This window comes from Stenotrophomonas sp. 116085_Sma, from assembly GCF_056479585.1.
This window is the reverse complement of the sequence record NZ_CM151057.1, coordinates 1,472,617-1,497,233: the sequence shown is the minus strand read 5'-3', so window position 1 is coordinate 1,497,233 and position 24,617 is coordinate 1,472,617. Positions and strand designations below refer to the sequence as shown.

The window sequence follows — 24,617 nt, the reverse complement described above, 5'->3', positions numbered from 1 at the left end:
GCGTTCTTGTTTGGGCCAATGCACAGCTGCCTCAGGCAGCGGCTTCGCGCACCGCTGCAGACAGCCGATCCAGCGTTTCCTGCATCAGCGTGGCGTCATCGGCCTCCACGGTAACCCGCACCACCGGCTCGGTACCGGACGGGCGCAGGAACGCGCGACCGCGACCGGCTACCGACTGCTGCGCGGCCGCCAGCGCGGCCTGCACGCTGTCGGCCTGCACCGTGGCCTTGGCCGAGACATTGCCCAACCGCACGTTGACCGTCTTCTGTGGTACCCGCTCCAGTCCCTTCAGCGCCTGGCGCAGGGTCTGGCCGCTGTTGCGCAGTGCCACCAGCAACTGCAGCGCGCTCACGATGCCATCCCCCGTGGTGGCCCGGTCCAGGCACAGCAGGTGGCCGGAGGCTTCGCCACCAAGCACCCCACCACCTTCCACCAGCGCCTGGTGCACGTAACGATCACCAACGTTGCTGCGCACGAACGGTATCTGCAGGTCGGCGAACGCCTTCTCCACGCCGTAATTGCTCATCAGCGTACCGACCACCGGGCCGCGCAGGCGGCCTTCGGCCTTCCACGCACGGGCCAGGATGTACAGCAGGTCATCGCCGTCCACCGGGTTGCCCTGGTCGTCAGCCATCAGCACGCGATCGCCATCACCGTCGAACGCGATGCCGAGATCGGCACGCGTCTCGCGGACCTTGGCCGCCAGGTTGTCGATATGGGTGGAACCGACGCCGGCGTTGATGTTCACGCCATTGGGCTCGGCACCGATGCCGATCACCTCGGCACCCAGTTCGCGGAACAGCAGCGGCGCGATCTGGTAGGTGGCACCGTGCGCGCAATCCAGCACCAGGCGCAGGCCACGCAGGTCGAATGTGCGCGGCACGCTGGCCTTGCAGAACTCGATGTAGCGGCCGACCGCCTCGCGCGCGCGCGATGCCTTGCCCAGTTTTTCCGACTCAACGGTGGTGAACGGAACGTCCAGTGCCGCTTCCAGGGCCAGTTCGGTGGCATCGTCGAGCTTCTCGCCCTGGGCGGAGAAGAACTTGATGCCGTTGTCGTAATGCGGATTGTGCGAGGCACTGATGACGATGCCGGCGTCCACGCCCAGCGTGCGGGTCAGGAACGCCACTGCCGGCGTCGGCATCGGTCCCAGCAGCTGCACATCGGCACCGGCAGCGACCAGGCCGGCCTCCAGCGCCGCCTCGAACATGTAGCCGGAAATGCGGGTGTCCTTGCCGATCACCACGATCGGTCGGCGCCCGTCCTGGCCGCGCTGGGCCACCAGGACACGGCCCAGGGCATTGCCCAGCCGCAGCACGAAGTCCGCCGAGATCACGCCCTGGCCGACCCGTCCGCGGATGCCGTCAGTACCGAAGTACTTGCGGCCTCCCATCAAGCCACCTCCGGCGCCGGCTGGCGACCCAGCATGGCCAGCAGATCGGACAGGCGGTCACGCATCTCGCGGCGGTCGCAGATCTGGTCGATGGCACCGTGCTCCAGCAGGAACTCCGAACGCTGGAAGCCTTCCGGCAGCTTTTCGCGCACGGTCTGCTCGATCACGCGCGGGCCGGCAAAGCCGATCAGCGCCTGCGGTTCGGCGATGTTGATGTCGCCCAGCATTGCGAAGGAGGCCGACACGCCACCGGTGGTCGGGTGGGTCAGCACCGAGATGTACGGCAGGCCAGCTTCGCGCAGCTTGCCCAGCGCGGCCGAGGTCTTGGCCATCTGCATCAGCGAGAACAGGCCTTCCTGCATGCGCGCGCCGCCGCTCTGCGAGAAGCACACGTAAGGCGCACCGATCTCCACTGCGGTTTCAGCAGCCAGCGCGAAACGCTCACCCACCACCGAGCCCATCGAGCCGCCCATGAAGGCGAAATCGAACGACGAGGCGACCAACGCACGGCCCTTGAGCAGGCCGCGCATGGCGATCAGCGCGTCGTACTCACCCGTGTTCTTCTGCGCGATCTTGATGCGCTCGCTGTACTTCTTCTGATCCTTGAACTTGAGCAGGTCAGTCGGCCCCAGGCGCGCACCGATCTCGGTGGTGCTGTCGGCGTCGAACAGGGCGGCCAGGCGCGCGCGCGCGCGGATCGCCATGTGATGGCCGCACTTCGGGCAGACCTCCAGGTTTTCTTCCAGTTCCGGACGGTACAACGCGCTGCCGCAGTTGCTGCACTTTTCCCACAGGCCCTCGGGGACACTGCGCTTCTTGCTGGGGGTGTTGTCGGTGCGGATGCCGGACGGCATCAACTTGCTGAGCCAACTCATGCGGGAGGACACTTCCGTTCAGGGCGGCCCGGGGGCCGCAAAGGCGGACAGTCTAGCTCCGCTTTCCCTGCCCGTGCACCCCCTTGCCGGGCATGGGGGTGCTGGAAAAAACCATGCTGGGACGTACGTTTAGGCGCTGGGTAGCACCGGGCCATGCCCGGCGCTACCATTACGCGTCCAGCGCCTGGCGCAACGGGGCCAGGAAGGTCCGAGCGCGCAGGGCTGCGTCTTCGGCCGAATCCGCTTCGGCCAGCGCCGCCACCAGCGCGCTGCCCACCACCACGCCGTCGGCCTGGCGGGCCATGGCCGCGGCACTGTCGGCATCCTTGATGCCGAAGCCGGCCACCACCGGCACCGAGGCGCGCGCGCGCAGCGCCTGCAGACGGGCACTGGCGGCATCACTGTCCAGGCGCTCGGAAGCGCCGGTGACACCGGCAAAGCTGACGTAATAGAGATAGCCACGCGCCAGCGCCAGCAGCTTGTCGGCACGCGCCTCGCTGGTGGTCGGCGAGGCCAGCAGCACCAGCGCCAGGCCGGCTGCATCGAAGGCCTGCTGCGCTTCACCGGCTTCTTCCGGCGGCAGGTCAACCAGCAGCACACCGTCCACGCCCGCCTCCACGGCCGCCTTGGCGAAGGCCGCGTAGCCATGGATCTCCACCGGGTTCAGGTAGCCCATCAGTACCACCGGCGTGTGCGCGTCACGCTCGCGGAACTGCGCCACGGCCTGCAGCACGTAGCGGCTGCCGGCTCCCCGCGCCAGCGCGCGTTCGGAGCTGCGCTGGATGGTCGGGCCGTCGGCCATGGGATCAGAGAACGGCACGCCCAGCTCGATCACATCGGCACCGGCCTCGACCAGCGCATGCATGACCGGCACAGTGGCCTCCAAGGAGGGATCACCGGCGGTGACGAAGGGGATAAGTGCCTTGCGCTGCTGCTCGCGCAGGCGCTGGAAACAGGCATCGAGTCGGGATACAGGCATCTCAGGCACATCCTTCAATCAGTTCAATCGCATCACTGGTCCCCCAGTACATCCGGGTGACCTTCCCTTCATACAGTTCCAGGCGGATGCCCAGGTCCGAACCCGGATCCTGCCAGGTGAGGTACTCAGCCTGGTCACCGTCGTAGGCATGCGGGCTGGATACCGGCGGCTTCGGGAACAGGGCCATGGCCTGGGCACGGGTCATGCCGATGCGCAGGCCGAACGGACCGGGCTGTTCAACCGGCAGCTCCGGGTCGTCGCCCGGCTTCAGGTCAAAACGGACCACGCGGTCGTCGTTGGTCATCATCGACACGCCCGGCGGCAGCCCCCTGCCGTCGTAGTACTCGCAGTCGCCTTCGAAGAACTCTTTCGCGCCCTGTGCCTGCCAAGGTCCCAGTGACTTCAGGTCCCCCATATGCTGGCCAACCAGCACGTCACCGGCGTGGTCCAGCGCCACCGACGCCACCGCCGGCGCGTCATCGCTGTTCGTCTCCTCTTCGGAGGGCGGATCGATGATGGGCGTACGCGCCATCGGATCCAGGTCATCATTGGCGGCCGGCCGCTGTGCGGGCTGCGCGGTGGCCTTGGCAGCTGGCGCAAGCACTGGTGGTTCCGGCGGCTGGCACGCGGCCAGGCCCAGTGCCAGCAGAAGCACGCCGCTGTTCCGCAGCAGCGCGCTCACAGTACCAGCCCTTCGCGCGCGGCAATCGTATGCACGTCCTTGTCACCACGGCCGGACAGATTGCAGAGAACGATCTGGTCGTGCGGACGCTCACGCGCCAGCTTGATCGCCTGCGCCAGCGCGTGGCTGGACTCCAGCGCCGGCAGGATGCCTTCGGTGTGGGCCAGCAGATGGAATGCCTGCAGCGCTTCCTCGTCAGTGATGCCGAGATAGCGTGCGCGACCGGTATCGGCCAGGAACGCGTGCTCCGGGCCGACGCCCGGATAGTCCAGGCCTGCCGACACCGAATGGGTCTCGATGATCTGGCCGTCGTCATCGCACAGCACATAGGTGCGGTTGCCGTGCAGCACGCCCGGGCGACCGGCAGCGATCGAGGCGGCGTGACGGCCGGTGCTGATGCCATCACCTGCCGCTTCAGCGCCGACGATCTCGACCTGGCGGTCGTTGAGGAAGGCATGGAACAGGCCGATCGCGTTGCTGCCGCCGCCCACGCAGGCGGTGATCGCATCCGGCAGGCGGCCGTACTCGGCCAGCATCTGCTCGCGCGCTTCACGACCGACGATGGCATTGAAGTCACGGACCATGCGCGGATACGGATCCGGGCCGGCCACGGTGCCGATGATGTAGAACGTGTCCTGCACGTTGGTCACCCAGTCGCGCATGGCTTCGTTGAGCGCGTCCTTCAGGGTGGCCGAGCCGGAGGTGACCGGCACCACCGTCGCGCCCAGCAGCTTCATGCGGTAGACGTTGATCTTCTGCCGCTCGATGTCGGTGGCGCCCATGTACACCACGCATTCCAGGCCCAGCCGCGCTGCGACCGTGGCGCTGGCCACGCCATGCTGGCCGGCGCCGGTCTCGGCAATGATGCGCTTCTTGCCCATCCGCGCCGCCAGCAGGGCCTGGCCGATGGTGTTGTTGATCTTGTGCGCGCCGGTGTGGTTCAGGTCCTCGCGCTTGAGCAGGATCTGCGCGCCGCCGACGTGATCGCTCAGGCGCTGGGCGTGATAGATCGGGCTTGGCCGGCCCACGTAATGGGCCAGGTCGCGGTCGTAGGCCAGCTGGAATGCGGGATCCTGGCGCGCCTGGTCATAGGCCTGGGCCAGTTCCTGCAGCGGGCCGACCAGGGTTTCGGCAACGAAACTGCCGCCGTAGCGGCCGAAGTGGCCCTGGGCATCCGGGAAAGCGTGATAGTCGGCAATGGGGGAGGCAGACATGGATACGACCGGTGGTTCAGACAGGTGGATACTCTAGCGCACGGGTCGTGACCGGAAAATGGATATTATCTGGCGCATATCGTCAGGAAATCTCACGTGAGCCGTTCCCTGCTGCCTCCACTCAATGCACTGCGCGCGTTCGAGGCCACGGCCCGTCTCGGCGGCGTTGGTCGCGCCGCGCAGGACCTGCACGTCACCCATGGTGCGGTCAGTCGGCAATTGAAGCTGCTGGAGGATCACCTTGGCCTGGCCTTGTTCCAGCGGGCCGGTCGTGGCCTGCGCCTGACCGCTGCGGGCACGCGGCTGCAGGCAGCGTGCAGCGAGGCCTTCGGCGGCATCGAAGACTGCGTGCGCGAACTGCGGCGGCCGGCGGCGGCCCCGGCGCTGGTACTGGGCTGCAGCGGCAGCGTGCTGGCGCGCTGGATGATCCCGCGCCTGCCTGCGCTGCAGGCCGCCCTGCCCGGCGTGCGCCTGCAGTGGTCAGCGCTGGATGGCAGCTTCACCGAAGCACAGGCGGCACTGGATGCGGTATTGCTGCTGGCGCAGGGGCCGTGGCCGCGCGGCTGGCAGGTGCGTGAGCTGGCCCCGGAACGGGTCGGCGTGGTGGTGGCCCCCTCGCATCCGGCCGCGCAGCGCCTGCGGCATGTACCGCCCGCAGCGCTGCTTCAGGAGACGCTGCTGCACACCAGCTCGCGGCCGCAGGCGTGGCCGGCGTGGGCGCAGGCGCACGCTCTGGACCCCGCGAAGCTGCAGCTGGGGACGGCCTTCGAGCATCTGTACTACCTGCTGGAGGCAGCGGTGGCCGGGCTGGGCCCGGCGATCGCACCCGAGCCACTGGTGGCCGAGGATCTGGCCGCCGGGCGACTGGTCGCGCCGTGGGGGTTTGCCGCCACCGGTGGTTTCTGGGTGCTGGCGCGACCGGACGGACCACCTGATGCGCGCGTGGATGCGCTCGCCGACTGGCTGGGCCAGCAACTCCGCTGACAAAAAAAAGGGGACGGAGGGAATTAAGTCGTTTGTGCCACTTGCGACTTAATTCCCTCCGTCCCCTTTTTTCAGCTGGCGGTCGGTGTGGCCAGGCGCTGCTGCAGGTCTTCGCGCAGGCGCGACAGCTCGACTTCGGCCTGCTGCCGCTGCTGCATCCCTTCGCGGTGGATGCTGCGCACTTCTTCCACCGTGGCGATCAGCTGGTCGTGCACATGGCGCAGCGTGGCCACGTCGATCACGCCGCGCTGGTTGCTGCGCGCGGTATCCACCGAGGCCTGGCGAAGCAGGTCGGCATTGCGACGCATCAATTCGTTGGTGGCGTCATCGATGGCCGTGGACAGTTCGACCGCAGCCTTCTGTTCGCCCAGCGAGAGCTGGATGGCGAACTGGCGCTTCCACGACGGAATGGTGATGTCGCGGACGGTGTTGAACTTCTCGATCAGCTGCAGCGCGTTGGCCTGGATCAGGCGGATCATCGGCAGCGACTGGTCGGCGGCGTGCTGCATCAGCAGCAGGTCGGACACGCGCTTCTCGATCAACCGGATCGCATTGTCGATCTCGCCCTGGCGGATGCGCTGCTGGGGGTCCTCACTGCCCTGCCCGGCCAGCTGTTCGGCCTGCAGTTCGGCCAGCCGCTGCTTGCCCGCTGCCGCATACAGGCCGAGCGCACGACGTTCTTCGCGGACGATATCGTGCATGCGGTCGAACTCCCCCACGCGCTTGCCCATCAACGCCTGCTGCACGCCGACGTCGGCCAGCAGCTGTTCGATCTGCGCGTTGGTGTCGCTGAACTTCTGCACCAGCTCGCCCTTGGAGGCGCGTATGCGGTCGATCAGACCACCTATCACCGGCACCTTCGAACGCTGGGCGAAGCCGTCCAGCTTCAGGCTGCGCGCGATGCGCACCACCTCGCCCAGCTTCTCGCCACTGGCATCCAGGTCACGATTGCGGACCTGGTCCAGCAACTGGCTGGAGAACGCGGCGGTGCGCGTGGCCGCCTCGCGGCCGAACACCTGCAGGTTGCCCGGGCGCAGATCGTCCAGTTCCAGACGGATCTCGGCGATGCGCGGCAGATCCTCGCGTACCAGTCCCAGCGCCTGCAGCGTACCTTCATCGAGCGCAGTGGCGGTGGTCGTGCCGGGTACGAGGGCACCGGGGGTCTGGCTGTCCTGGGTCATCGGGCAGTCTCCTTGCAGTTGGGTAAGCGGCAGCGGCGGCCGGCTCAAGGCAGTCTAGCCTGAGCCGCGGCCACCTCGTCATCGATCTGTGCGTGCAACGTGGCAGCCTTGCCAGCCAACGCAGCGCCCGCAGCGGCCTGGCTCGCCAGTACAGCCTGCCGCCAGGCCGGCAGCAGCACGTCATGGATGCGCGCGAAGCGTTGCAGCAGCATGTTGTCCTGGTCCTGCAGCAGCTGCGATTGGCCGGCTTCCAGGCGGTGCAGCGAGGCCAGCCGGCGAAGATGGTCCAGCCGATGCGACAGCGCGGCCTGACCGGCGCTATCCAGCGTCGTCAGCCGCGACGCAGCCAGTTCGGCCCAGCCGTCCAGCGCCGCGGCTGCGGCGGAATGCTCAACGATCGCCATGGCCCGCAGCTGCATGTGCTGCTGCAGGTGCTGAGCCTGCTCACGCGCCTGCAGGGCCAGTACGCCCAGCTGAGACTGCAGCGCGTGCCCTTCTGCTTCGCGAGCGACATCGCGCCCCAGCAGTCGCCCCCACCAGCCTTCCTGCTGCCGGATCTGCGTCGGGTTGCCGGCCTGCAAGGCCAGCGCGATGCGCGCAAGCGCAGCCACCAGGCGCTCGCCCGCATCCGGTGGCAACGGCGTTTCGCGCCGCGCCAGCGCCTGCAGCAACGGCGCACCATAGTCGGCCAGCGCAGCGACATCGACCGTATCCGGCAGCATCGGTGGCGGCAGTGGCACGCGCGTGGTCACGGCAGCGGCGGCGGCTGCGGCGTGGATGCCGGCATGCCATCGCCGTCTTCCGGTGGCAATGACTCGCCGTAGAAGTGGCGCATCAGCGCCTCATCCAGCGCCCGCTCCTCCGGCGTCGCGGCGCGGCGCACGCGCGCGCGCTGCGCCACCACAGCGCTCGGCGTGCCCCGCTCGACCTGCTGTCGCGCCCAGCCGGCGAACGCGGCCAGGGTCTGCGACACCTGCACCTGCTGCGCCTGCGATGCCGCCAGCAGCTCCACCAGTGGCGCCAGGCCCGCCTGGAGGTCTTCGGCCAGGGCCGTGGCCGGCACGCTGGGGGCTGCCGCGACCGGCGGCGGCGCAGCGGCGGGACGCGCCTCTGAAAGGCGATGCAGGGCCTCCAGCAGCGCCGGCCACGGCGCCGGGTCCGCAACGGCGATCGCTTCCGGCGCGGGCGGCGGCAACTGCAACGCGCTGGCGATGTCCGCCAACTGCGCGACCACGCGTCCACCGACATCGCTGTCGTCGGCGCCCATGGCCTTGTTGCGCAGGAAATCGCGCTTGATCTGGGCCCAGCGCTGCGACTGCACCTCATCCAGCACGCCGCGCAGTTCGGCCAGCTTCAGCAGGTTCTCCTCGGCGCCGGTGGTCAGCAGCTGCGCCTCGCCCAGGTAGTGGTCGGAGATCAGCTGCTGCAGCTCATCCTCGTTCATCACCGGCGAGATCTTCTCCGCCAGCTTGTTCATGTTGCGGTAGCTGCCCTGCAGCCGGAACGGCGGCTCGGTACGGTAACGATCGTCCTGCGCGGCACTGGCGATGTACTGCTGGTTGACCCGGTAGACCACGTCGCGAACGCGCAGCATGCGCTGCAGGGTGGCGGTGATCTCGTTGATCTCGGCACTGCTGTAGGCGTGGCTGAGGCCATTGGTGGATACGTCCTTGCCCATCGCGCGATCGACCAGCACGTACAGGTCGGCCATGTCACGCGTGGCCAGCGGCGCCAGTACCGGGTTGGAGGTCAGGCTGTTCTCGATGTAGCTGAGGGTGAACGCCGCTTCCATGCCTCCCAGCACATCGCCGAGGTTGTAGATGTCGGCGCGGTTGGCCAGCATGTCCGGAATCTTGAACACCTCACCGGACTCGGTGTACGGGTTGCCGGCCATGACCACGCAGAACTTCTTGCCACGCATGTCGTAGGTGCGGGTGCGGCCACGCCACACGCCTTCGATGCGGCGCGTGCCGTCGCACAGCGAAATGAACTTCTGCAGGAACTCGGGATGGGTGTGCTGGATGTCGTCGACATACAGCATGGTGTTGTTGCCCATCTCCAGCGCCAGGTTGAGCTTTTCCAGTTCCTGCCGCGAGGTGGCATCGGGCGCCTGTGCCGGGTCCAGCGAACGCACCTCGTGACCCAGCGCCGGGCCGTTGATCTTCATGAAGACCAGGCCCAGCCGGTGCGCCACGTATTCCATCAGCGTGGTTTTGCCGTAACCCGGGGGCGAGATCATCATCAGCAGGCCCATCAGGTCGCTGCGCTTGTTCTCGCCGACCGTGCCCATCTGCTTGGCCAGGTTGTCGCCGATCACGCCCAGGTAGACGTCGTTGATCAGCTTGTTGCGGACGAACGAAGACAGCGGCCGCGCCTTGAATTCGGACAGGCGCAGAGTCTGCCGCTCGCGGTTGATGATGCCCTGGCGCACGGTCTGGTAGGCGTGGAAATCCGGCACGAAGCGCTTGAGATGATGCTGCAGGCGCGCCAGGAAGTCATCCAGCGACAACGACAGCGAGCCGTTGTGGATGCGCGGGTGTTCGCCAAGCAGGCCCGGTACGTCCACGCGCAGCGGCGCATCGCTGGCCCGCGTGCGCAGCTGGCGCTGCACCAACAGCAGTGCAGCGGCCTCGTCCGCATAACCGGCATGCGCGGCCTGTGCAGGCAGGCCGGCCAGCGCGCGCAGCCATTGCCCGGCCAGTGCCCAGCGCGCGGCCAGCGGATCCTGCGTACGCTGCAGGGCGCGCTCCAGTGCTTCGCGCTGCCCGGCCTGGTCCAGCTGATGGGCCAGGGCCTCCAGCAGGGCCTGGGCATGCTTGCTGGTGCTGAACACGGGTTCGCCGTTGACCAGTTCTTCGCCCAGATAGGCGGCCGCCGCATCGGCGGCTTCTTCGTCGAAGGGCAATGACTGCGACTGCGAGAACGCACTCAGCGCAGCAGCCATTTCCGCGCGCAGGGCGTCACGCCCTTCGTCGGAGCCGAACAGGCGAGCGATGGTTTCCGCTCCGGCCTGGCGGCTGGGCCATTGCAGTACCGCTTCTTCGCGCTGCTGCGCCGCCCAGAACAGCAGGGCCAGCGCACGCACCTGCGGGGCGTGACGCAGCGTGCCGGCAGACCGCTGCAAGGGCAGCAGCGCGCGCAGGATCAGCGCGGCGTCGTGGTCGTGGATGCCGCGCTCGTAGCCTTCGCGATAGCGCGGCGCAGCGAAGGCACGAACGCGCTGATCCAGTGCTTCGGGTGTGGCGACATCGTGCTGCAGCTGGGCCAGGTCCAGCCCATCGTGGCCTTGCTGTGCGGCCAGCAGCAGACTGCCGGCCAGGTATTCGCCGCGGTAGATCGCATCGGATTCCGAATCCAACGTCACCGGCCAGAACGGCTTGAGTGCCTCCAGTTCCGGGTCGTGCAGGGTTTCCAGGAAGTCAGTGCCGGTCAGGTGGATGGCCAGCGTGTCGCCGCGCGGCAACAGGGTCAGGTCCAGGGCCTGGGTGTTGACGCTGAAGCGGTGGCGCGGGCCAAGCCGGACCACGTTGCCACCGGCTTCGTACAGGTCGCTGCGGTCGCGCAGCTGGCGCACGGCCTGGTCGCGCACGCCCTTCAGGCGCGCCTCGATGTCATCGGCCTTGACGTTGTCGCGCAGCGTGCGCAGCCGCTCGGCCAGCTCGCGCAGCTTGAGGATCAACGGATCGCCGGCGAAGAACGCATTGAGTTCATCGGCGGTGGCGAAACGCTCGGTGCGCTTGGCCAGTCCATCGAGGATGCGGTTGGCAGCATCCAGTACCGAACGCGCCTTGCGCTGGCGGTCGTCCAGCAGCGCCTGCTTGTGCGTTTCGAAGGCCTCGACCAGTTCTTCGCGCTTGCTGAGGATGTCGCCGAGGAACTGCTCATGCTCGCCGAACTGGCTTTCCAGTTCTTCCAGCTGCACCAGCAGGCGTGACAGCTGTTCGTCGGCCCTTTCCGGATCGTTGGCCATCGCCAGCGCGCTGGTGATGGACTGCGAGAACAACGCGAACTGGGCAGCGAACTGCGCCACGGCCTCGGCCGAACCGAGGGTACGGCGGCGCTGTTCGGCGCGGGTGCGCGCCTGGTTCAGCCGCCCGTACAGCGCGGAAATGGATTCGACCACGCGGGTGCGCGCGGTGGCATCGTCCACCTTCAGCCCGGCCATCAGTTCGGACAGCATGTCCAGGTCGGCGGCCATGGCGCGCATGCCGTCCAGCTGCTCGTCCAGCTGGCGCGCGCTGCTGGCCTGCTGGGCGGCTTCGTCCAGCGCCTGCAGGCGGCTGCCCAGTGGTGCCAGTGCGGCATCGCCGGCCAGGAATTCACCGGTTGCCGCACCGACGCGGTCCTGGGCCTGCACCAGTTCGGCAGCCATGGCCTCGATGCGCGTGGTATCGATATAGCGCAGCTCGCGGATGGTCAGCAGCCGCCCGCGCAGCGCGGTGATTTCGTTCAGCGCCTCGACGAAGGCCTGCACCTCGTTCCAGTTCTGCGGCTGCAGGCGGCCCAGCAGGGCCTTGTGCCTGGCCTCGGCGTCAACCATCGCCTGCGCCGACTGCTGGCGGATCGACTGCACCTTCTCGTATTCGTCCAGCACCGATTCGCCGGTGGCGCTGATCTGCCGCAGCAGCGCCTCGGCACCATCGCAGGCATCGTCGCCCAGCCAGTGGTGGGTGTCGAACAGGCGGCGGGTATCGGCGACCAGGCGCTGGTAGCGCTGCACCGACACGTGCTGGCCGTCGATCTCGCGCGCCAGGTTGAACAGGTTGGAGATGCCGCGCACCAGTTCGGCATTGCCGATGCGGCCCATGAAGGTATTGCCGGGCGGTCGGCTGGCAGCGAATTCGTCGCTGCTGAACGGCGTCTGCCACACCTGCATCGGATGGATGCGGGTCGGTTCGGCGCCCTCGGCATGGAACAACACCATGCGCCCATCCTGCAGGAAGGCATAGCCGTGGCCGAACACGGGGTTCTGCAGCACGCGCTGGATGGTGTTGTACACGAACAGCGCCGAGCGACCGCCCTCGCGTTCGTAGAAGATGTACAGCACGTCCTCGCCGTTGGGCGAGCGGATGCTGCGCTTGAACTGCATGCCGGCCATCGAGGCGTCGAACGCCTTGTGCTCGCCGCCCTGCAGGTAATAGCCGCCCGGGAAGATCACGCCGTGGTCTTCGGGCAGCTGCACGCAGGCCTGCACGATCGCATCGTTGCGCACGATGTCGCCGGTGATCGTGTTGTAGATCAGCCCGCGCCAGACGGTTTCGCGATAGGGCAGCACCTTCAACAGCAGCAGCGAACCGACGCGGGCGAACTCGAACTGGGCATCGTCCAGCGACTGCGTGCTGTCCTCTACCGGTTCGCTGTAGATGCCCTGCCCGGTCTCGGTGTTGTTCTCCACCTTGATGGTGAGGTCACCGCCGGTGGTTTCCACGAAAAGGGTGTCGAGGATGTTCAGGTGCGAATGGCGGCCGCTGACCGCCAGGTCACGCGTGGCCCGGGTCCATTCAAAATCGAACGGTGGCGGTAGCGCGATATCGCGTTCGCCGCGCGCGTCGAGGTAGGTCAGCTCGCCTTCGCGCGACAGCGCCCAGCGGAACACGCGTACGTCGCTGCTGCGCTCGCCGATCTGGAACGAGGCCAGCAGTTTGTCGCCGACCACGATCAGCTGCAGCAGGCGCGCGTGCTTGTAGTAGGCGTACAGCTCATTGAAGTCGTGCACGAAGCCGGGCTGGTCGAGGAAGCTGCCCTTCAGCTCCAGCGCAGCGACGTCGTAGCCGTCACTGCCCTGCACCAGCCGGTACAGGCCGAACACATCCTCGATGCGGGTCTGGGTTTTCAGACCGATGAAGACGTTGTAGCCGAACAGCAGGCGGTCCGGGCCCACCTGCACGATGTCGCGGCCGACGCAGTTGTTCTCGCTGCGGATGCGGAAACGCCCGACCACTTCCAGCCGGCTGTCGCCGAACTCGGCCAGGCGCTGGCGGTTGAGCACTTCGGCCAGGGCCTGCAGGCGCTGGCCCTGCTCGGCCAGGCGGCGGCGCAGGACTTCATAGGCACCGCCCTGGGCGACGGCCTGGTCGACGGTGTTGCCGCCGGCCTCCGCTGCGGTGGTTTCGGCGGACGGATGGGTTTCAGACATCAGCAGGCTTCCGGCTCACGGGCGAACGGCCGCATCTGCGGCCGGCGCGGGCGGGCGATGGCGGCGTGGCCATCGCCCGATGCATCAACGGGCGCTGTCGACCACGGTGGCCGACACGGTGGGCACCGCTTCGGCGTCCTCGGCGATCTGGCGCGGTGCCGGCTCGGCCACGGCCACGCCCAGGTAGCGCTGCATCAGTTCCTGCACGATCGGGCTCTTGCCAGCAAAACCCTCGATCGACTTGCCCAGCGACACCGCCTTGACCAGGTTCTCGAACATGCCGCCGTCGCCACCGACCAGGTCGATGTCGGCATTACGCAGCGCGCTGGCGATGACGTTGGCGTTCTCGCGCGAGACTTCCTTGCCGGCTTCGATCGAGGCCAGCGCCTGCTTCAGGCTGTTGTCCAGCATCATGCGGAACTCTTCGTGGCCGCGCGCCTGGTCGCTCAGCGAAGCGATCGCCTCGAACTTGCGCACCAGGCCCTCGGCCTCGGCCAGCAGCTTCTTCTGCACCACGCCGGCTTCGGCGTTGCCCAGCGATTCGGTGGCGGTGGCACGCGCCAGGCCCATCTTTTCTTCGCCCTGGGCCTGCGCCTGCAGTGTCTCGGCCAGCACCCGGGCCTCGTTGCTGCCCTGCTTCAGGCTGGCTTCGGCCTTGGCCTCGATCACGCGGGCCTCGGCAATACCGACCTTCTCGATGGCCAGCGCGGACGCTTCGCGTACCTGCGCCTCGGCCAGGCCCGGCGCCGCCTGTTCGGCCCGCAGCGCGTCGGCCAGCAGGCGCTTGGCTTCAGCCTGCTTGCCGGCCGCTTCGTGCTCGGCCTGGGCCAGCGTGGTCAGTTCAACGGCACGGTGCTTCGACGCCGTTTCGCGCGCCTGTGCTTCCTTCACTTCGCGCACCAGCGATTCCTGCGCCTTGGCCTCGGCTTCCAGGATCAGCACCTGCTTCTGGCGGTCCGCCTCGGAGACCTCGCGCACTTCCTTGATGCGCTCTTCTTCCTGGGCCACGGTCTTGTCGATGGAGATGCGTTCGCGGGTGATGTTGGCCACGTCCATCTTGCCCTGCTCGACCACCTTGTCACGTTCCACGCCCTGCAGCTGCACTTCACGGTCGGTAGTGACCTGCTCCAGCTGGCGTGCGCGCTCGACGCGCTCGGCTTCGATGGCCACCGCACGCTGGCGGTTCTGCTCGGCCACTTCCACTTCGCGCAGGCGGTTCTGGTCGCGGATCTCGATCAGCTGCTGCGCTTCGATGCGGGCGTTCTCGGACAGCTGGCGCTGCTCTTCCTGCACCTTGGCGGTCTCGGCCTCCTCGCGCGCGCGGATGGTCTCGATCTCGCGCTTCTGGCGGGCTTCCGCTTCAGCCTGCTGGCGTTCCAGCGCCAGCAGCGCCTCACGCGCTTCCACGTTCTTCTTGGTGATGGCGAGCTTCTCGTTCTGCTCCAGCTCGTTGGTCACCACGTTCTGCGCGGCGGTCAGCTCGGTGATCTTGCGGATGCCCTGCGCGTCGAGGATGTTGAACTGGTCCAGCAGCGACTTCGGCGTCTGTTCCAGATAGTCGATCGCCACGTCCTCCAGCACATAGCCGTTCAGATCGTTGCCGATGACCGCGATGATCTCGTCGCGGAACTCCTGGCGCTTCTCGAACAGCTCGGTGAAGTCGAACTTCTTGCCCACCGTCTTCAGCGCTTCGGAGAACTTGGCGTTGAACAGTTCGTCCACCGCGTGCTTGTCCGAGGCGCGGTCGGCACCGATGGCCTTGGCCACGCGCAACACGTCGGCTTGGGTCTCATTGACCCGCAGGTAGAAGGCCACGGCGATATCGGCACGCATGTTGTCGCGGCAGATCAGGCCTTCCTTGCCGCGGCGGTCGATCTGCAGGGTGATCAGGCTGATGCGCATCAGCTCGGCGCGGTACAGCACCGGGATGATCAGCGCACCGGTGAAGTGCACCTTGGGCGTGGAACTCATGTCGTTGACGATCAGGGCCACGCCCTGGTCGACCTTGCGGTAGAAGGCCTTGAACAGGCCGGCCAGGCCGAGCAGCCCGACCAGCAGGACGGCGACGCCGATCAGGAAGGGGGCCATGGTTGCCAACGTCATCAGTGATTCTCCTTGTTGCCCGGAAGCAGGTTGTCCTGGAAGTCGAGGGCGACCGCATCGGCGCGGACCACCCGGTAATGGTGTTGTGCGGCCACGTGCTCGACCAGCACGATGCGCTCGCCACGCTGCAGTTCGATGTCGCTGCGCACCTGCAGCACCAGCCCGGCGCCACCGTCATCGAAGGTGGCGTGGCCGCTGCGGGCATCCACTTTCGGCGAGGCGACCACACCGATGCGCCCCAGCAACGAGGCCTGGACCACCGGCCGCAGGCGCAGCAGGAACCGACGGATGGGGTGCAGCAGAAGCGCGGTGACCGGCACCGCAGGCAGGGGAGCCAGCACGGCCACGACCGCGCCGATCGTCCAGCGCAACAGGTCCGGCAACGGCAGCAGCACGAACAGATGGATGAAATAGGTCAGCGCCCAGCCGAAGAAGCCCAGCAGCGTGACCACGACCATGACCGGCACTCCGCCGAGGCCGAAGCGCTGCAGCAGGGCCGACAGGCCGCTGAGATCGTTGCCGCCGTCCAGAGCGCCCTCGGCGCCAGGATCGCCGAAGCCATCGTCCACCAGGCCAAATGCGGCAAGCCCCCAATAGATCAGCGATACCGTCAGCACGATGCTGTACGGCAGGGTCGGGAAACCGAACACAACGCTGAGGAATTCCTGCATCGCTTGCCTTCCTGGGCTGTGGGCGGCGATCGCCCGTTCGGAACGCGCAGAGCGCGCCCCGTGGATCCCCGCGCCGGCCCTCATGGCTGGCGCGCTTGGGTCCATCCTATGTGAAGAATACGTGCAGGCTCAAATCCAGGTCCGAATAACGGCAAATGGTGACGCCGATCACTCCAGGACCGTGCAGTCCGCGCGGCGCACTTCCTCGACGAAGGTACGCATCTTGTAGCCGTCCTTGATGCCCGGCTCCAGCTCGATGCCGCTGGACACGTCCACGCCCCACGGCAGCGTGGCCAGCACGGCATCGTAGACGTTTTCCGGGTTCAGGCCACCGGCCAGCAGGAACGGCCGATGCAGGCCGGTCGGGATACGGCCCCAGTCGAAGGCCATGCCGGTACCGCCACCGCCGCCGGGAGCGTGACTGTCGAACAGGAACCCCGCCGCGCTGGGGTAACGCAACTGCAACGTGCGCGCATTGACCTCTTCCCGGCCGCCCATGGCGATCGCCTTCAGGTAGGGCATGTTGAAGCTGCGGCAGAAGCTCTCGTCTTCCTCGCCGTGGAACTGCAGCAGGGTCGGCCGCACCGTGCGCAGCACCTCGCGCACCTCTTCCTTGCTGTTGTTGCGGAACAGGGCAACCACATCGACCATCGGCGCGATCGCCTGGCGCATCGCGCGTGCTTCGGCAGGAGCAACCCTGCGGCTGCTCTCGCGGGCAAAGATGAAACCCACTGCGTCCACGCCCAGCTCACCGGCCAGGCGGACATCGCCTGCACGGGTCATGCCACAGAACTTGATGCGCGTGCGGTAGTAGGAGCGGCTCATAGCGTGACCTCGGCGGGCAGATGCCAGTTGTCGGGGTACAGGGGCCCAAGGAACACCAGGCCCTGCGGCGGTGCGGTGGGACCGGCTACGGTGCGATCGCGCCCGGCCAGCAGTTCGGCGATCCAGTCCACCGGTTTTTCACCGCTGCCCACCAGGATCAACGATCCGACGATATTGCGGACCATGTGATGAAGGAATGCATTGCCCTGCACGGCCACTTCAATCACCTCGCCCTGGCGGCTGACCTGCAGCGACTGCAGCTCACGCCGCGCATGCAGCGCCTGGCATTGCACGGAGCGGAACGCGCTGAAGTCGTTCTCGCCGATCAGCGCCTGGCCGGCGGCGTGCATCAGGGTCTCGTCCAGCGCCCGGCGCTCCCAGCTGAGGGTCTGCCGGTCCAGCGCCGGCCGTACCTCGCGGTTGAGCAGGCGGTAGCGGTAGCGGCGTGCGCGTGCCGAGAAGCGGGCGTGGAAGTCATCGGCCACCGGCACGCACCAGCGCACCGCGATCGAACGCGGCAGGCGGGTGGTGGTGCCCAGCATCCAGGCGCGCGGATCGCGCACCACGTCGGTATCGAAATGCACGACCTGGCACTGGCCATGCACGCCGGCATCGGTGCGGCCGGCGCAGACCACCTGCAGCGGCGCATCGGCCACCGACGACAGGGCCTGCTCAAGGCTGGCCTGCACACTGGGACCGCCCTCGCCCAGGTTCTGCCAGCCCCTGAAATCGCTGCCGTCGTACTCGACGCCAAGCGCGTAACGCATGTGCTACCTCGATATTGCGTATGGGGCGACGCTCAGGCCGGATCGCGTTCGGACCAGACCGCCAGTTCGTTGCCACCGGGCTCGACGAACTGGAAGCGGCTGCCGCCGGGGAAGGAAAACACCGGCCGCACGATCTCACCGCCAGCGTTGCGCACCGCTGCTTCAACCGGCACCAGCTGGTCGGCATACAGCACCAGCAGCGGTGCGCCGCTGTCCCTGGCCCGCTGGGGCTGGCCGCGGAAGAAGCCCCCTTGCAGGCGGCCATCGTCGAACGCGGTGTAGTCGCTGCCATAGTCGACGAACGACCAGCCGAACACCTTCTCGAAGAAGGCACGGCTGGCGGCCGGGTCGCTGGAGGCGAATTCAACGTAGTCGATGCGGCGCTCGCGGCTCATGGCAGGGTCCTTGTCGGCAGGTTCGGTCACGGCAGGCGGGCCAGCAGTTCGCGGGCCTGGGCCTGGCTGTGCGGATCGCCGCCTTCGGCGACCTCCAGCAGCAGGGTACGCGCGGTCTGCGCGTCGCCCAGGTCCAGGTATGCGATGGCAAGCTCGAGGCGCTCCTGGCCGGCACGCGGCAGCCAGCCGGCATCGCCGTTGTCCGCAGCCGCGCTCGCCGCAGTCTCCTCGGGATGCGACGTGCCGATACCGTCGATTCCGTCATGATGCCTGGCATCAACCGGGAACGCGTTCTGATGCGCTTCGGCCGGCAGATCGAACACGCCGCGGAACTGCGGCTGCTGTTCGGCATGCAGCGCGTAGTCCGGCACCGCCACTTCAGATGGCGTCCCTGGTGCGGCCGGCTCATCCTGTACCGGCGCCTCGACAACATCTTCGCGTGCGGTCGCGGGCTCGTCCCAGCGCGGCAGATCGGTCACCGCCTCGGGCAGTACGACCACGTCTTCGTCGCGCAGCATGTCAGCCTTCCAGTCGGCCTGCACCGCGTGGTCGGCGATCGGATCGACCGCTGCTTCGGCATGGCCCTCGGGCTCGCTCGCCCAGGCTGGCATCGCCGGTTCCTGGCGGCCGCCATCGGCCACCGCCGACGACCATGAAGACTGTTCGGCCAGCGTGTCCAGCGCCGCACCCGCAGGAACCGCAGCGGCCAGCCCGGCGGCGTCACCCTCTTCGCGCAGCGGGGGCAGCGGCGAAGGCTTGCGACGGCGCAGCAACCAGGCTGCGCCTGCTGCCAGCAGCAGCACCGGCAGGCCCAGCCAGTACCACGGCGTCACTGCATCACGGGAACCCGGCGCCTGTGCCAGGCGCTGCTGCGCGGCAGCCAGGTCGTTGTCCTTCATCGCGATCAACGACTGCTGCTGCTCCTTCAGCTTCTCCAGATCGGCCACGCGCTGCTTCAGTTCACCGATCTCGGCATCGCGGGTGGCGATGTCCTCACGCGCCTGGCGCAGTTGTTCGTTGCCCAGCATGTCACCCTCGCTGCCGGCAGCGGTGCCGGTGGTTGTGCCCGCGTGCGCGGCGTCGGACGCCAGCGCCGGAGCGATCTCAAGTCGTGCCCCGTTGGCGGCAGCCGGGGAAGAAGCGTTCGCGGTTGCCGCCTTGGCGGCCGGCGCGACCGCACCCGCTGGTTGCGGCACGGTACGCGCCTGCCGCCATTGCGCAGCGTGCTCGCGCACCAGCGCAGCGGCCTCGGCGGCATCGACAGCGGCAAGCGCATCGCTGCCCGGCATGCGCAGCACCGCGCCCTGCTTGAGCAGATTGACGTTGCCACGGATGAAGGCTTCGGGATTGGCGCGCAGCAGGGCGATCATCGCGCGGTCGCGGCTGACCTGGTTGCCACGCGCCACCGCGCTGGCGATCTGCGACAGGGTCTGACCGCGCTGCACGGTGATGCTGCCGTCGGCCGGCGCTGCCGCAACCGGTGCGGGTTCCGCACGCGGCCGAGCCGGCGTGGCTGCAGGTGCCGCAGCAGGCGCCCGCGGTGGCACATCGGGCACCGTTGCAGCAGGCGCGGGTGCCAGCTCGCGCGCGATGGTGTTGGACAGGGTACCGGCCGGCGCCACGATCTCGGGCTCGGTGACGGCCAGCGCGCTGGACGGTGCATCGACCAGTGCCGAGTACTCGCGCACCAGACGGCCCTGGCCCCAGTCGGCTTCGATCAGGAAGCTCAGCGACGGGGTCTCGACCGGCGCCTGCGAGGTCACCCGCACCACCGCCCTGCCCTGCGCATTGCGGGTCAGCTCGAACTGCAGCTCGCTGACCAGCCCGGTCGGCCGCTGCAGGCCGACGCGCTCGAAGGTAACCGGCGAGGCCAGTGCGACGCGCAGGTTCTCCAGCTCGGACGGGTCAGCCGACACCACCGGGATTTCGGCCAGCAACGGTTGCCCCGGCTTGGACAGGACACGGATGTCCCCCAGGCCCAATGCGAGTGCCGAACTGCTGGCCAGGGCCAGCAGCGCGGTGGAAAGATAGAGGAGCGGGCGCTTTGCGCCCCTGGCCCGTTTATTCATGGGCGACACTATAAAGCGTGCGGACCGGGGTCCGCACCCATGTAGAGCCGAGCCCATGCCCGGCTGCATGGCCTGAGCCCGGCCCTGCAGAAAAGGCCGGGCATTGCCCGGCCTCTCCATCAGCGCTGCTCGGCGGCGACCAGCTCGGCCAGCTGCACGGCATTCAACGCCGCGCCCTTGCGCACGTTGTCCGACACGATCCACAGGTTCAGGCCGCGCGGATGCGACAGGTCCTCACGGATACGGCCGACGTACACCGCATCGGTGCCCGAGGCATGGGTGACCGGAGTCGGATAACCACCGGCTTCATGGCGGTCCACCACTTCAATGCCCGGCGACTGCTCCAGCAGCGCGCGCGCTTCGGCCACGGTGACCTTGTCGCGGGTCTCGATCGCCACCGACTCGGAGTGGCCGTAGAACACCGGCACACGCACCGCGGTCGGGTTCACCAGGATGCTGTCGTCGCCGAGGATCTTGCGGGTCTCCCAGATCAGCTTCATCTCTTCCTTGGTGAAACCGTTGTCCTGGAAGTCATCGATGTGCGGGATCAGGTTGAAGGCGATCTGCACCGGGAAGCGCTGCGGATCGATTTCCTGGAAGCTGAGCAGCTGGCCAGTCTGCTTGCCCAGCTCTTCGGTGGCCGAACGACCACCGCCGGACACCGACTGGTAGGTGGAGACGTTGATGCGCTCGATGCCGTACTTGCGGTGCAGCGGCGCCAGCGCCACCAGCATCTGCATGGTCGAGCAGTTCGGGTTGGCGATGATGCCGCGCGGACGGTTGGCCACCTGTTCCGGATTGACCTCGGACACCACCAGCGGCACGTCATCGTCGTAACGGAAGGCCGAGGAGTTGTCGATCACCACCGCACCGGCAGCGGCGAACTTCGGTGCGTATTCCTTGGACACGCTGCCACCGGCCGAGAACAGCGCGATCTCGACACCGCTCGGATCGAAAGTGGCCAGATCCTGCACCTTGACCTTCTGGCCGTTGAACTCGATCTCGCCACCGGCCGAACGTTCCGAAGCGAGGACGCTCAGGGTGCCGACCGGGAAATCACGCTCGGCCAGGATCGACAACATGGTCTCGCCGACCGCACCGGTGGCACCGACGACGGCAACGTGGAAACTGCGCTGTGCATTGCTCATGGGGGAAAACTCTCACGAAAACGGGAATGGGGAAGAAACACGCACGACAGCTGGGTTCGGGGAACCTCCTCAGGCGGGGCGCGCGGAGGTTCCCTATCGTTTCCCGGTTTTTTTGCCCAGGGTCACACGCGCAGCCATGGCCGCGTCAGCGTTGATCGCGCTCGGCATGCACGAGGGTGCGCCATCCAGGCCGAGCCCGGCAACCAGATTATCGACGGCCAGCTGTACCATCGCCGTGCGCGTGGCCAGCGAGGCACTGCCGATATGCGGGGTCAGCACCACGTTGCGCAGCGCCAGCAGCTCCGGACGCACCGTCGGCTCGCCCTCGTAGACATCCAGGCCGGCAGCGGCCAGCCGGCCGTGGGCCAGTGCGTCAGCCAGCGCCAGTTCGTCGACGATGCCGCCGCGGGCGATGTTCACCAGGGTGGCTGACGGCTTCATCTTCGCCAGTGCCGCCGCATCGATGATGTGATGCGAGGCCGGCGTGTAGGGCAGTACCGTGACCAGGTGGTCGGACTGCGCCAGCAGCGTGTCCAGGTCCACGTAGGTCGCGCCAAGCGCCGCCTCGGTATCGGCCGGCAACCGCGAACGGTTGTGGTACAGCACCTTCATGCTGAACCCGTGTGCACCGCGGCGTGCGATGCCCTGGCCGATGCGGCCCATGCCGAGGATGCCCAGCGTGCTGCCATGGACATCCGCGCCCAGCATGGTCTGGAACGACCACTGCTGCCACTGGCCTTCGCGCAGCCAGCGCTCGGACTCGGTGATCCGGCGCGCAGTGGCCATCAGCAACGCGAAGCCGAGATCGGCAGTGGTCTCGGTCAGGACGTCCGGCGTGTTGCTGGCGAGGATGCCGGCCGCAGTGAGCGCGTCGACATCCAGATTGTTGTAGCCGACGCCGACATTGGCGATCACCTGCAGCTGCGCGGCGCCGGCCACCTGGGCCGCACCGATGCGCTCGTTGAGGGTGATGATCGCGCCGTCGGCGCGGGCCAGCTGTTCGGCGATCTGCGCGGGCGTCCAGGCGGTGACGGAGTCGGTGCTGCGCAGCTGTACGCGATCGCGCAACGGCGCGATGGCCGCCTCGATCAGCGGCTGGCTCACCCACACCGTCGGCCGCGTGTCAGCCATCGATCTGCCCGGGAATGCGCGGGGTGATCGTGCCGACATCGCCGCACTGCGCACGATGGCGCAGCGCCTGGTCCATCAGCACCAGCGCCACCATCGCCTCGGCGATCGGGGTGGCGCGGATGCCGACACAGGGATCGTGGCGACCAGTGGTGACCACCTCGACCACGTTGCCGGCCGTGTCCAGCGACGGGCCCGGCAGGCGCAGGCTGGAAGTCGGCTTCAGGGCAATCGACGCAACTACCGGCTGGCCGGTGGAGATGCCACCGAGGATGCCGCCGGCATGGTTGCTGGCGAAGCCCTGCGGCGTCAGCAGGTCGCGGTGCTCGGTGCCCTTCTGCGCGGCACTGAGAAAACCATCGCCGATCTCCACGCCCTTCACCGCGTTGATGCTCATCAGGGCAGCGGCCAGTTCACCATCGAGCTTGCCGTAGATCGGCTCGCCCCAGCCCGGCGGCACGTTGTCGGCCACCACGTCCACGCGCGCCCCGACCGAATCACCGGACTTGCGCAGCGCATCCATGTACGCCTCCAGCTCGGGCACCTGCTCGGCGTGCGGCCAGAAGAACGGATTGTCTTCCACCGCCGACCAGTCGAAACCGACCGGGGTGACGTCGCCCAGTTGTGACAGGTAGCCACGCACGGTCACGCCGAAGCGCTCGGCCAGCCACTTCTTGGCGACCACGCCGGCGGCAACGCGCATGGTGGTCTCGCGCGCCGAGGAACGGCCGCCACCGCGCGGGTCACGGATGCCGTACTTGTGCCAGTAGCTGTAGTCGGCATGACCCGGCCGGAACTGCTGGCCGATGTTGGCGTAGTCCTTGCTGCGCTGGTCGGTGTTACGGATCAGCAGCGCGATCGGGGTGCCGGTGGTCAGGCCCTCGTATACGCCGGAGAGGATCTCGACCTCATCGGCCTCTCGCCGCGCAGAGGTGTGCCGGCTCTTGCCGGTAGCGCGACGCTGCAGGTCGTGGGCGAATTCGGCCGCGTCCAGCGCCAGCCCCGGAGGGCAGCCATCGATCACGCAGCCGATAGCCGGCCCGTGCGACTCGCCGAACGTGGTGACGGTGAACAGCTTGCCGAACGAATTGGAGCTCACGGGCGCTGCGCCGCCAGTTCGGTGATGCGCGCGCTGTGGGCGATCAGCTCGCGGCACTCGACCGCGAAGATGCCCATCTGGCCGACCTTGAACTCGATCCAGGCGAAATCGACTTCCGGCAGCAGCTTGATCAGGTGCTGCTCGGATTCACCCACTTCGCAGATCAGCAGGCCGTCCTCGCTCAGGTGCAGCGGGGCGTCGCGCAGGATCTTCAGCACCAGGTCCAGGCCGTCGTCGCCGGCACGCAGGCCCATTTCCGGCTCGTAGGAGTATTCCTGCGGCAGGGCATCGGTCTCGTCGTTGGTGACGTACGGCGGATTGGTGACGATCAGGTCGTAATGGCGGCCGGTCAGGCCGTTGAACAGATCCGACTTGAGCAGGGTGACATTGTGCGCCTGCAGGCGTTCCTTGTTCTCTTCAGCCAGCGACAGTGCGTCGTCACTGAGGTCGACGCCATCCACTTCCCAGTTCGGGTAGTAGTGGCCCATGGCGATGGCGATGCAGCCCGAACCGGTGCACAGGTCCAGCGCACGGCTGACATCGCGGCCGGCCAGCCACGGCTCGAAACCACATTCGATCAGTTCAGCGATCGGCGAGCGCGGCACCAGGGCGCGCTTGTCGCTCTTGAAACTCAGGCCGGCGAACCAGGCCTCGCCGGTCAGGTAGGCGGCCGGGATGCGTTCGTCGATGCGGCGCTGGAACAGTTCCAGCACGCGCAGCTTCTCGGCCTGCAGCAGGCGCGCCTGGCCGTACGCCGGGCCGAGGTCGTGCGGCAGGTGCAGGCTGTGCAGCACCAGCTGGGTGGCCTCGTCCAGCGCATTGTCGTAGCTGTGGCCGAAGGTCAGCCCGGCTTCGTTGAAACGGCTGGTGCCGTAGCGGATCAGATCGATGATCGTGTGGAGTTCGGCGGCCGTTTCAGCGGTCATGGCGGTACTGCGGGCAAAGTGGCCCCCGATTATAGGGGCTGG

The 24,617-nt window shown here is 67.7% G+C and carries 19 protein-coding genes; 1 reads left to right on the top strand and 18 read right to left on the bottom strand.

Annotated features, from left to right (window positions below):
- Positions 1-31 precede the first annotated feature (31 nt).
- The 5 genes from glmM to trpB all read right to left on the bottom strand — a co-directional run bounded on the left by glmM (position 32) and on the right by trpB (position 5,143).
- Positions 32-1,393: a phosphoglucosamine mutase gene (gene glmM / locus ACZK0Z_RS06890; protein ID WP_049429525.1), complete on the bottom strand. Its 1,362-nt coding sequence runs from the start codon at positions 1,391-1,393 to the stop codon at positions 32-34.
- Complete coding sequence (accD, locus tag ACZK0Z_RS06885) at positions 1,393-2,268, bottom strand: acetyl-CoA carboxylase, carboxyltransferase subunit beta (RefSeq protein ID WP_005410473.1); 876 nt, start codon at positions 2,266-2,268, stop codon at positions 1,393-1,395. Before accD ends, glmM begins: the two co-directional genes overlap by 1 nt.
- 169 nt (positions 2,269-2,437) lie before the next feature.
- Positions 2,438-3,247 (bottom strand): tryptophan synthase subunit alpha, encoded by an 810-nt coding sequence (trpA, locus tag ACZK0Z_RS06880; RefSeq protein WP_197633544.1) that lies wholly within the window; start codon positions 3,245-3,247, stop codon positions 2,438-2,440.
- Between the two features lies 1 nt (position 3,248).
- Positions 3,249-3,929, bottom strand: coding sequence for a hypothetical protein (locus ACZK0Z_RS06875; protein WP_197633543.1), 681 nt, complete (start codon positions 3,927-3,929; stop codon positions 3,249-3,251).
- Entirely contained in the window at positions 3,926-5,143 is a 1,218-nt protein-coding gene (gene trpB / locus ACZK0Z_RS06870) for a tryptophan synthase subunit beta (protein WP_049429522.1), read from the bottom strand. Before trpB ends, ACZK0Z_RS06875 begins: the two co-directional genes overlap by 4 nt.
- Before the next feature lie 96 nt (positions 5,144-5,239).
- Between trpB and ACZK0Z_RS06865 the strand changes: the two genes are divergently transcribed.
- A complete protein-coding gene (locus ACZK0Z_RS06865) occupies positions 5,240-6,127 on the top strand; it encodes a LysR family transcriptional regulator (RefSeq protein ID WP_197620070.1) in 888 nt (295 codons plus the stop codon).
- Positions 6,128-6,198: 71 nt separating this feature from the next.
- On the opposite strand, the gene ACZK0Z_RS06860 is transcribed toward ACZK0Z_RS06865, so the two are convergent.
- The 13 genes from ACZK0Z_RS06860 to prmB all read right to left on the bottom strand — a co-directional run bounded on the left by ACZK0Z_RS06860 (position 6,199) and on the right by prmB (position 24,575).
- Positions 6,199-7,308, bottom strand: coding sequence for a toxic anion resistance protein (locus ACZK0Z_RS06860; RefSeq protein WP_197633542.1), 1,110 nt, complete (start codon positions 7,306-7,308; stop codon positions 6,199-6,201).
- 44 nt (positions 7,309-7,352) lie between these two features.
- Positions 7,353-8,060, bottom strand: coding sequence for a hypothetical protein (locus ACZK0Z_RS06855; RefSeq protein WP_049429519.1), 708 nt, complete (start codon positions 8,058-8,060; stop codon positions 7,353-7,355).
- Positions 8,057-13,444 (bottom strand): DNA repair ATPase, encoded by a 5,388-nt coding sequence (locus tag ACZK0Z_RS06850; protein ID WP_197620068.1) that lies wholly within the window; start codon positions 13,442-13,444, stop codon positions 8,057-8,059. Before ACZK0Z_RS06850 ends, ACZK0Z_RS06855 begins: the two co-directional genes overlap by 4 nt.
- Before the next feature lie 84 nt (positions 13,445-13,528).
- Positions 13,529-15,547 (bottom strand): hypothetical protein, encoded by a 2,019-nt coding sequence (locus tag ACZK0Z_RS06845; RefSeq protein ID WP_180852598.1) that lies wholly within the window; start codon positions 15,545-15,547, stop codon positions 13,529-13,531.
- Positions 15,547-16,218 carry a hypothetical protein gene (locus tag ACZK0Z_RS06840; RefSeq protein ID WP_197633540.1) on the bottom strand — a complete coding sequence of 224 codons (672 nt, stop codon included), beginning with the start codon at positions 16,216-16,218 and terminating at the stop codon, positions 15,547-15,549. The genes ACZK0Z_RS06845 and ACZK0Z_RS06840 overlap by 1 nt, the downstream gene beginning before the upstream one ends.
- A gap of 168 nt (positions 16,219-16,386) precedes the next feature.
- A complete protein-coding gene (locus ACZK0Z_RS06835) occupies positions 16,387-17,043 on the bottom strand; it encodes a phosphoribosylanthranilate isomerase (RefSeq protein WP_197633539.1) in 657 nt (218 codons plus the stop codon).
- Complete coding sequence (truA, locus tag ACZK0Z_RS06830) at positions 17,040-17,810, bottom strand: tRNA pseudouridine(38-40) synthase TruA (protein ID WP_049429514.1); 771 nt, start codon at positions 17,808-17,810, stop codon at positions 17,040-17,042. Before truA ends, ACZK0Z_RS06835 begins: the two co-directional genes overlap by 4 nt.
- Before the next feature lie 32 nt (positions 17,811-17,842).
- Positions 17,843-18,205, bottom strand: coding sequence for a VOC family protein (locus ACZK0Z_RS06825; RefSeq protein ID WP_197633538.1), 363 nt, complete (start codon positions 18,203-18,205; stop codon positions 17,843-17,845).
- A 26-nt stretch (positions 18,206-18,231) separates the two neighbouring features.
- Entirely contained in the window at positions 18,232-20,274 is a 2,043-nt protein-coding gene (locus ACZK0Z_RS06820; protein WP_197633537.1) for a FimV/HubP family polar landmark protein, read from the bottom strand.
- 119 nt (positions 20,275-20,393) lie between these two features.
- Positions 20,394-21,422 carry an aspartate-semialdehyde dehydrogenase gene (locus tag ACZK0Z_RS06815; RefSeq protein WP_012511725.1) on the bottom strand — a complete coding sequence of 343 codons (1,029 nt, stop codon included), beginning with the start codon at positions 21,420-21,422 and terminating at the stop codon, positions 20,394-20,396.
- A gap of 93 nt (positions 21,423-21,515) precedes the next feature.
- Complete coding sequence (locus ACZK0Z_RS06810) at positions 21,516-22,553, bottom strand: NAD(P)-dependent oxidoreductase (RefSeq protein WP_197633536.1); 1,038 nt, start codon at positions 22,551-22,553, stop codon at positions 21,516-21,518.
- The gene (gene aroC / locus ACZK0Z_RS06805) at positions 22,546-23,649 is read right to left on the bottom strand and encodes a chorismate synthase (RefSeq protein WP_049432386.1); all 1,104 of its coding nucleotides are present in this window, start codon (positions 23,647-23,649) and stop codon (positions 22,546-22,548) included. The genes ACZK0Z_RS06810 and aroC overlap by 8 nt, the downstream gene beginning before the upstream one ends.
- The gene (gene prmB, locus ACZK0Z_RS06800) at positions 23,646-24,575 is read right to left on the bottom strand and encodes a 50S ribosomal protein L3 N(5)-glutamine methyltransferase (RefSeq protein ID WP_005410487.1); all 930 of its coding nucleotides are present in this window, start codon (positions 24,573-24,575) and stop codon (positions 23,646-23,648) included. Before prmB ends, aroC begins: the two co-directional genes overlap by 4 nt.
- Positions 24,576-24,617 lie beyond the last annotated feature (42 nt).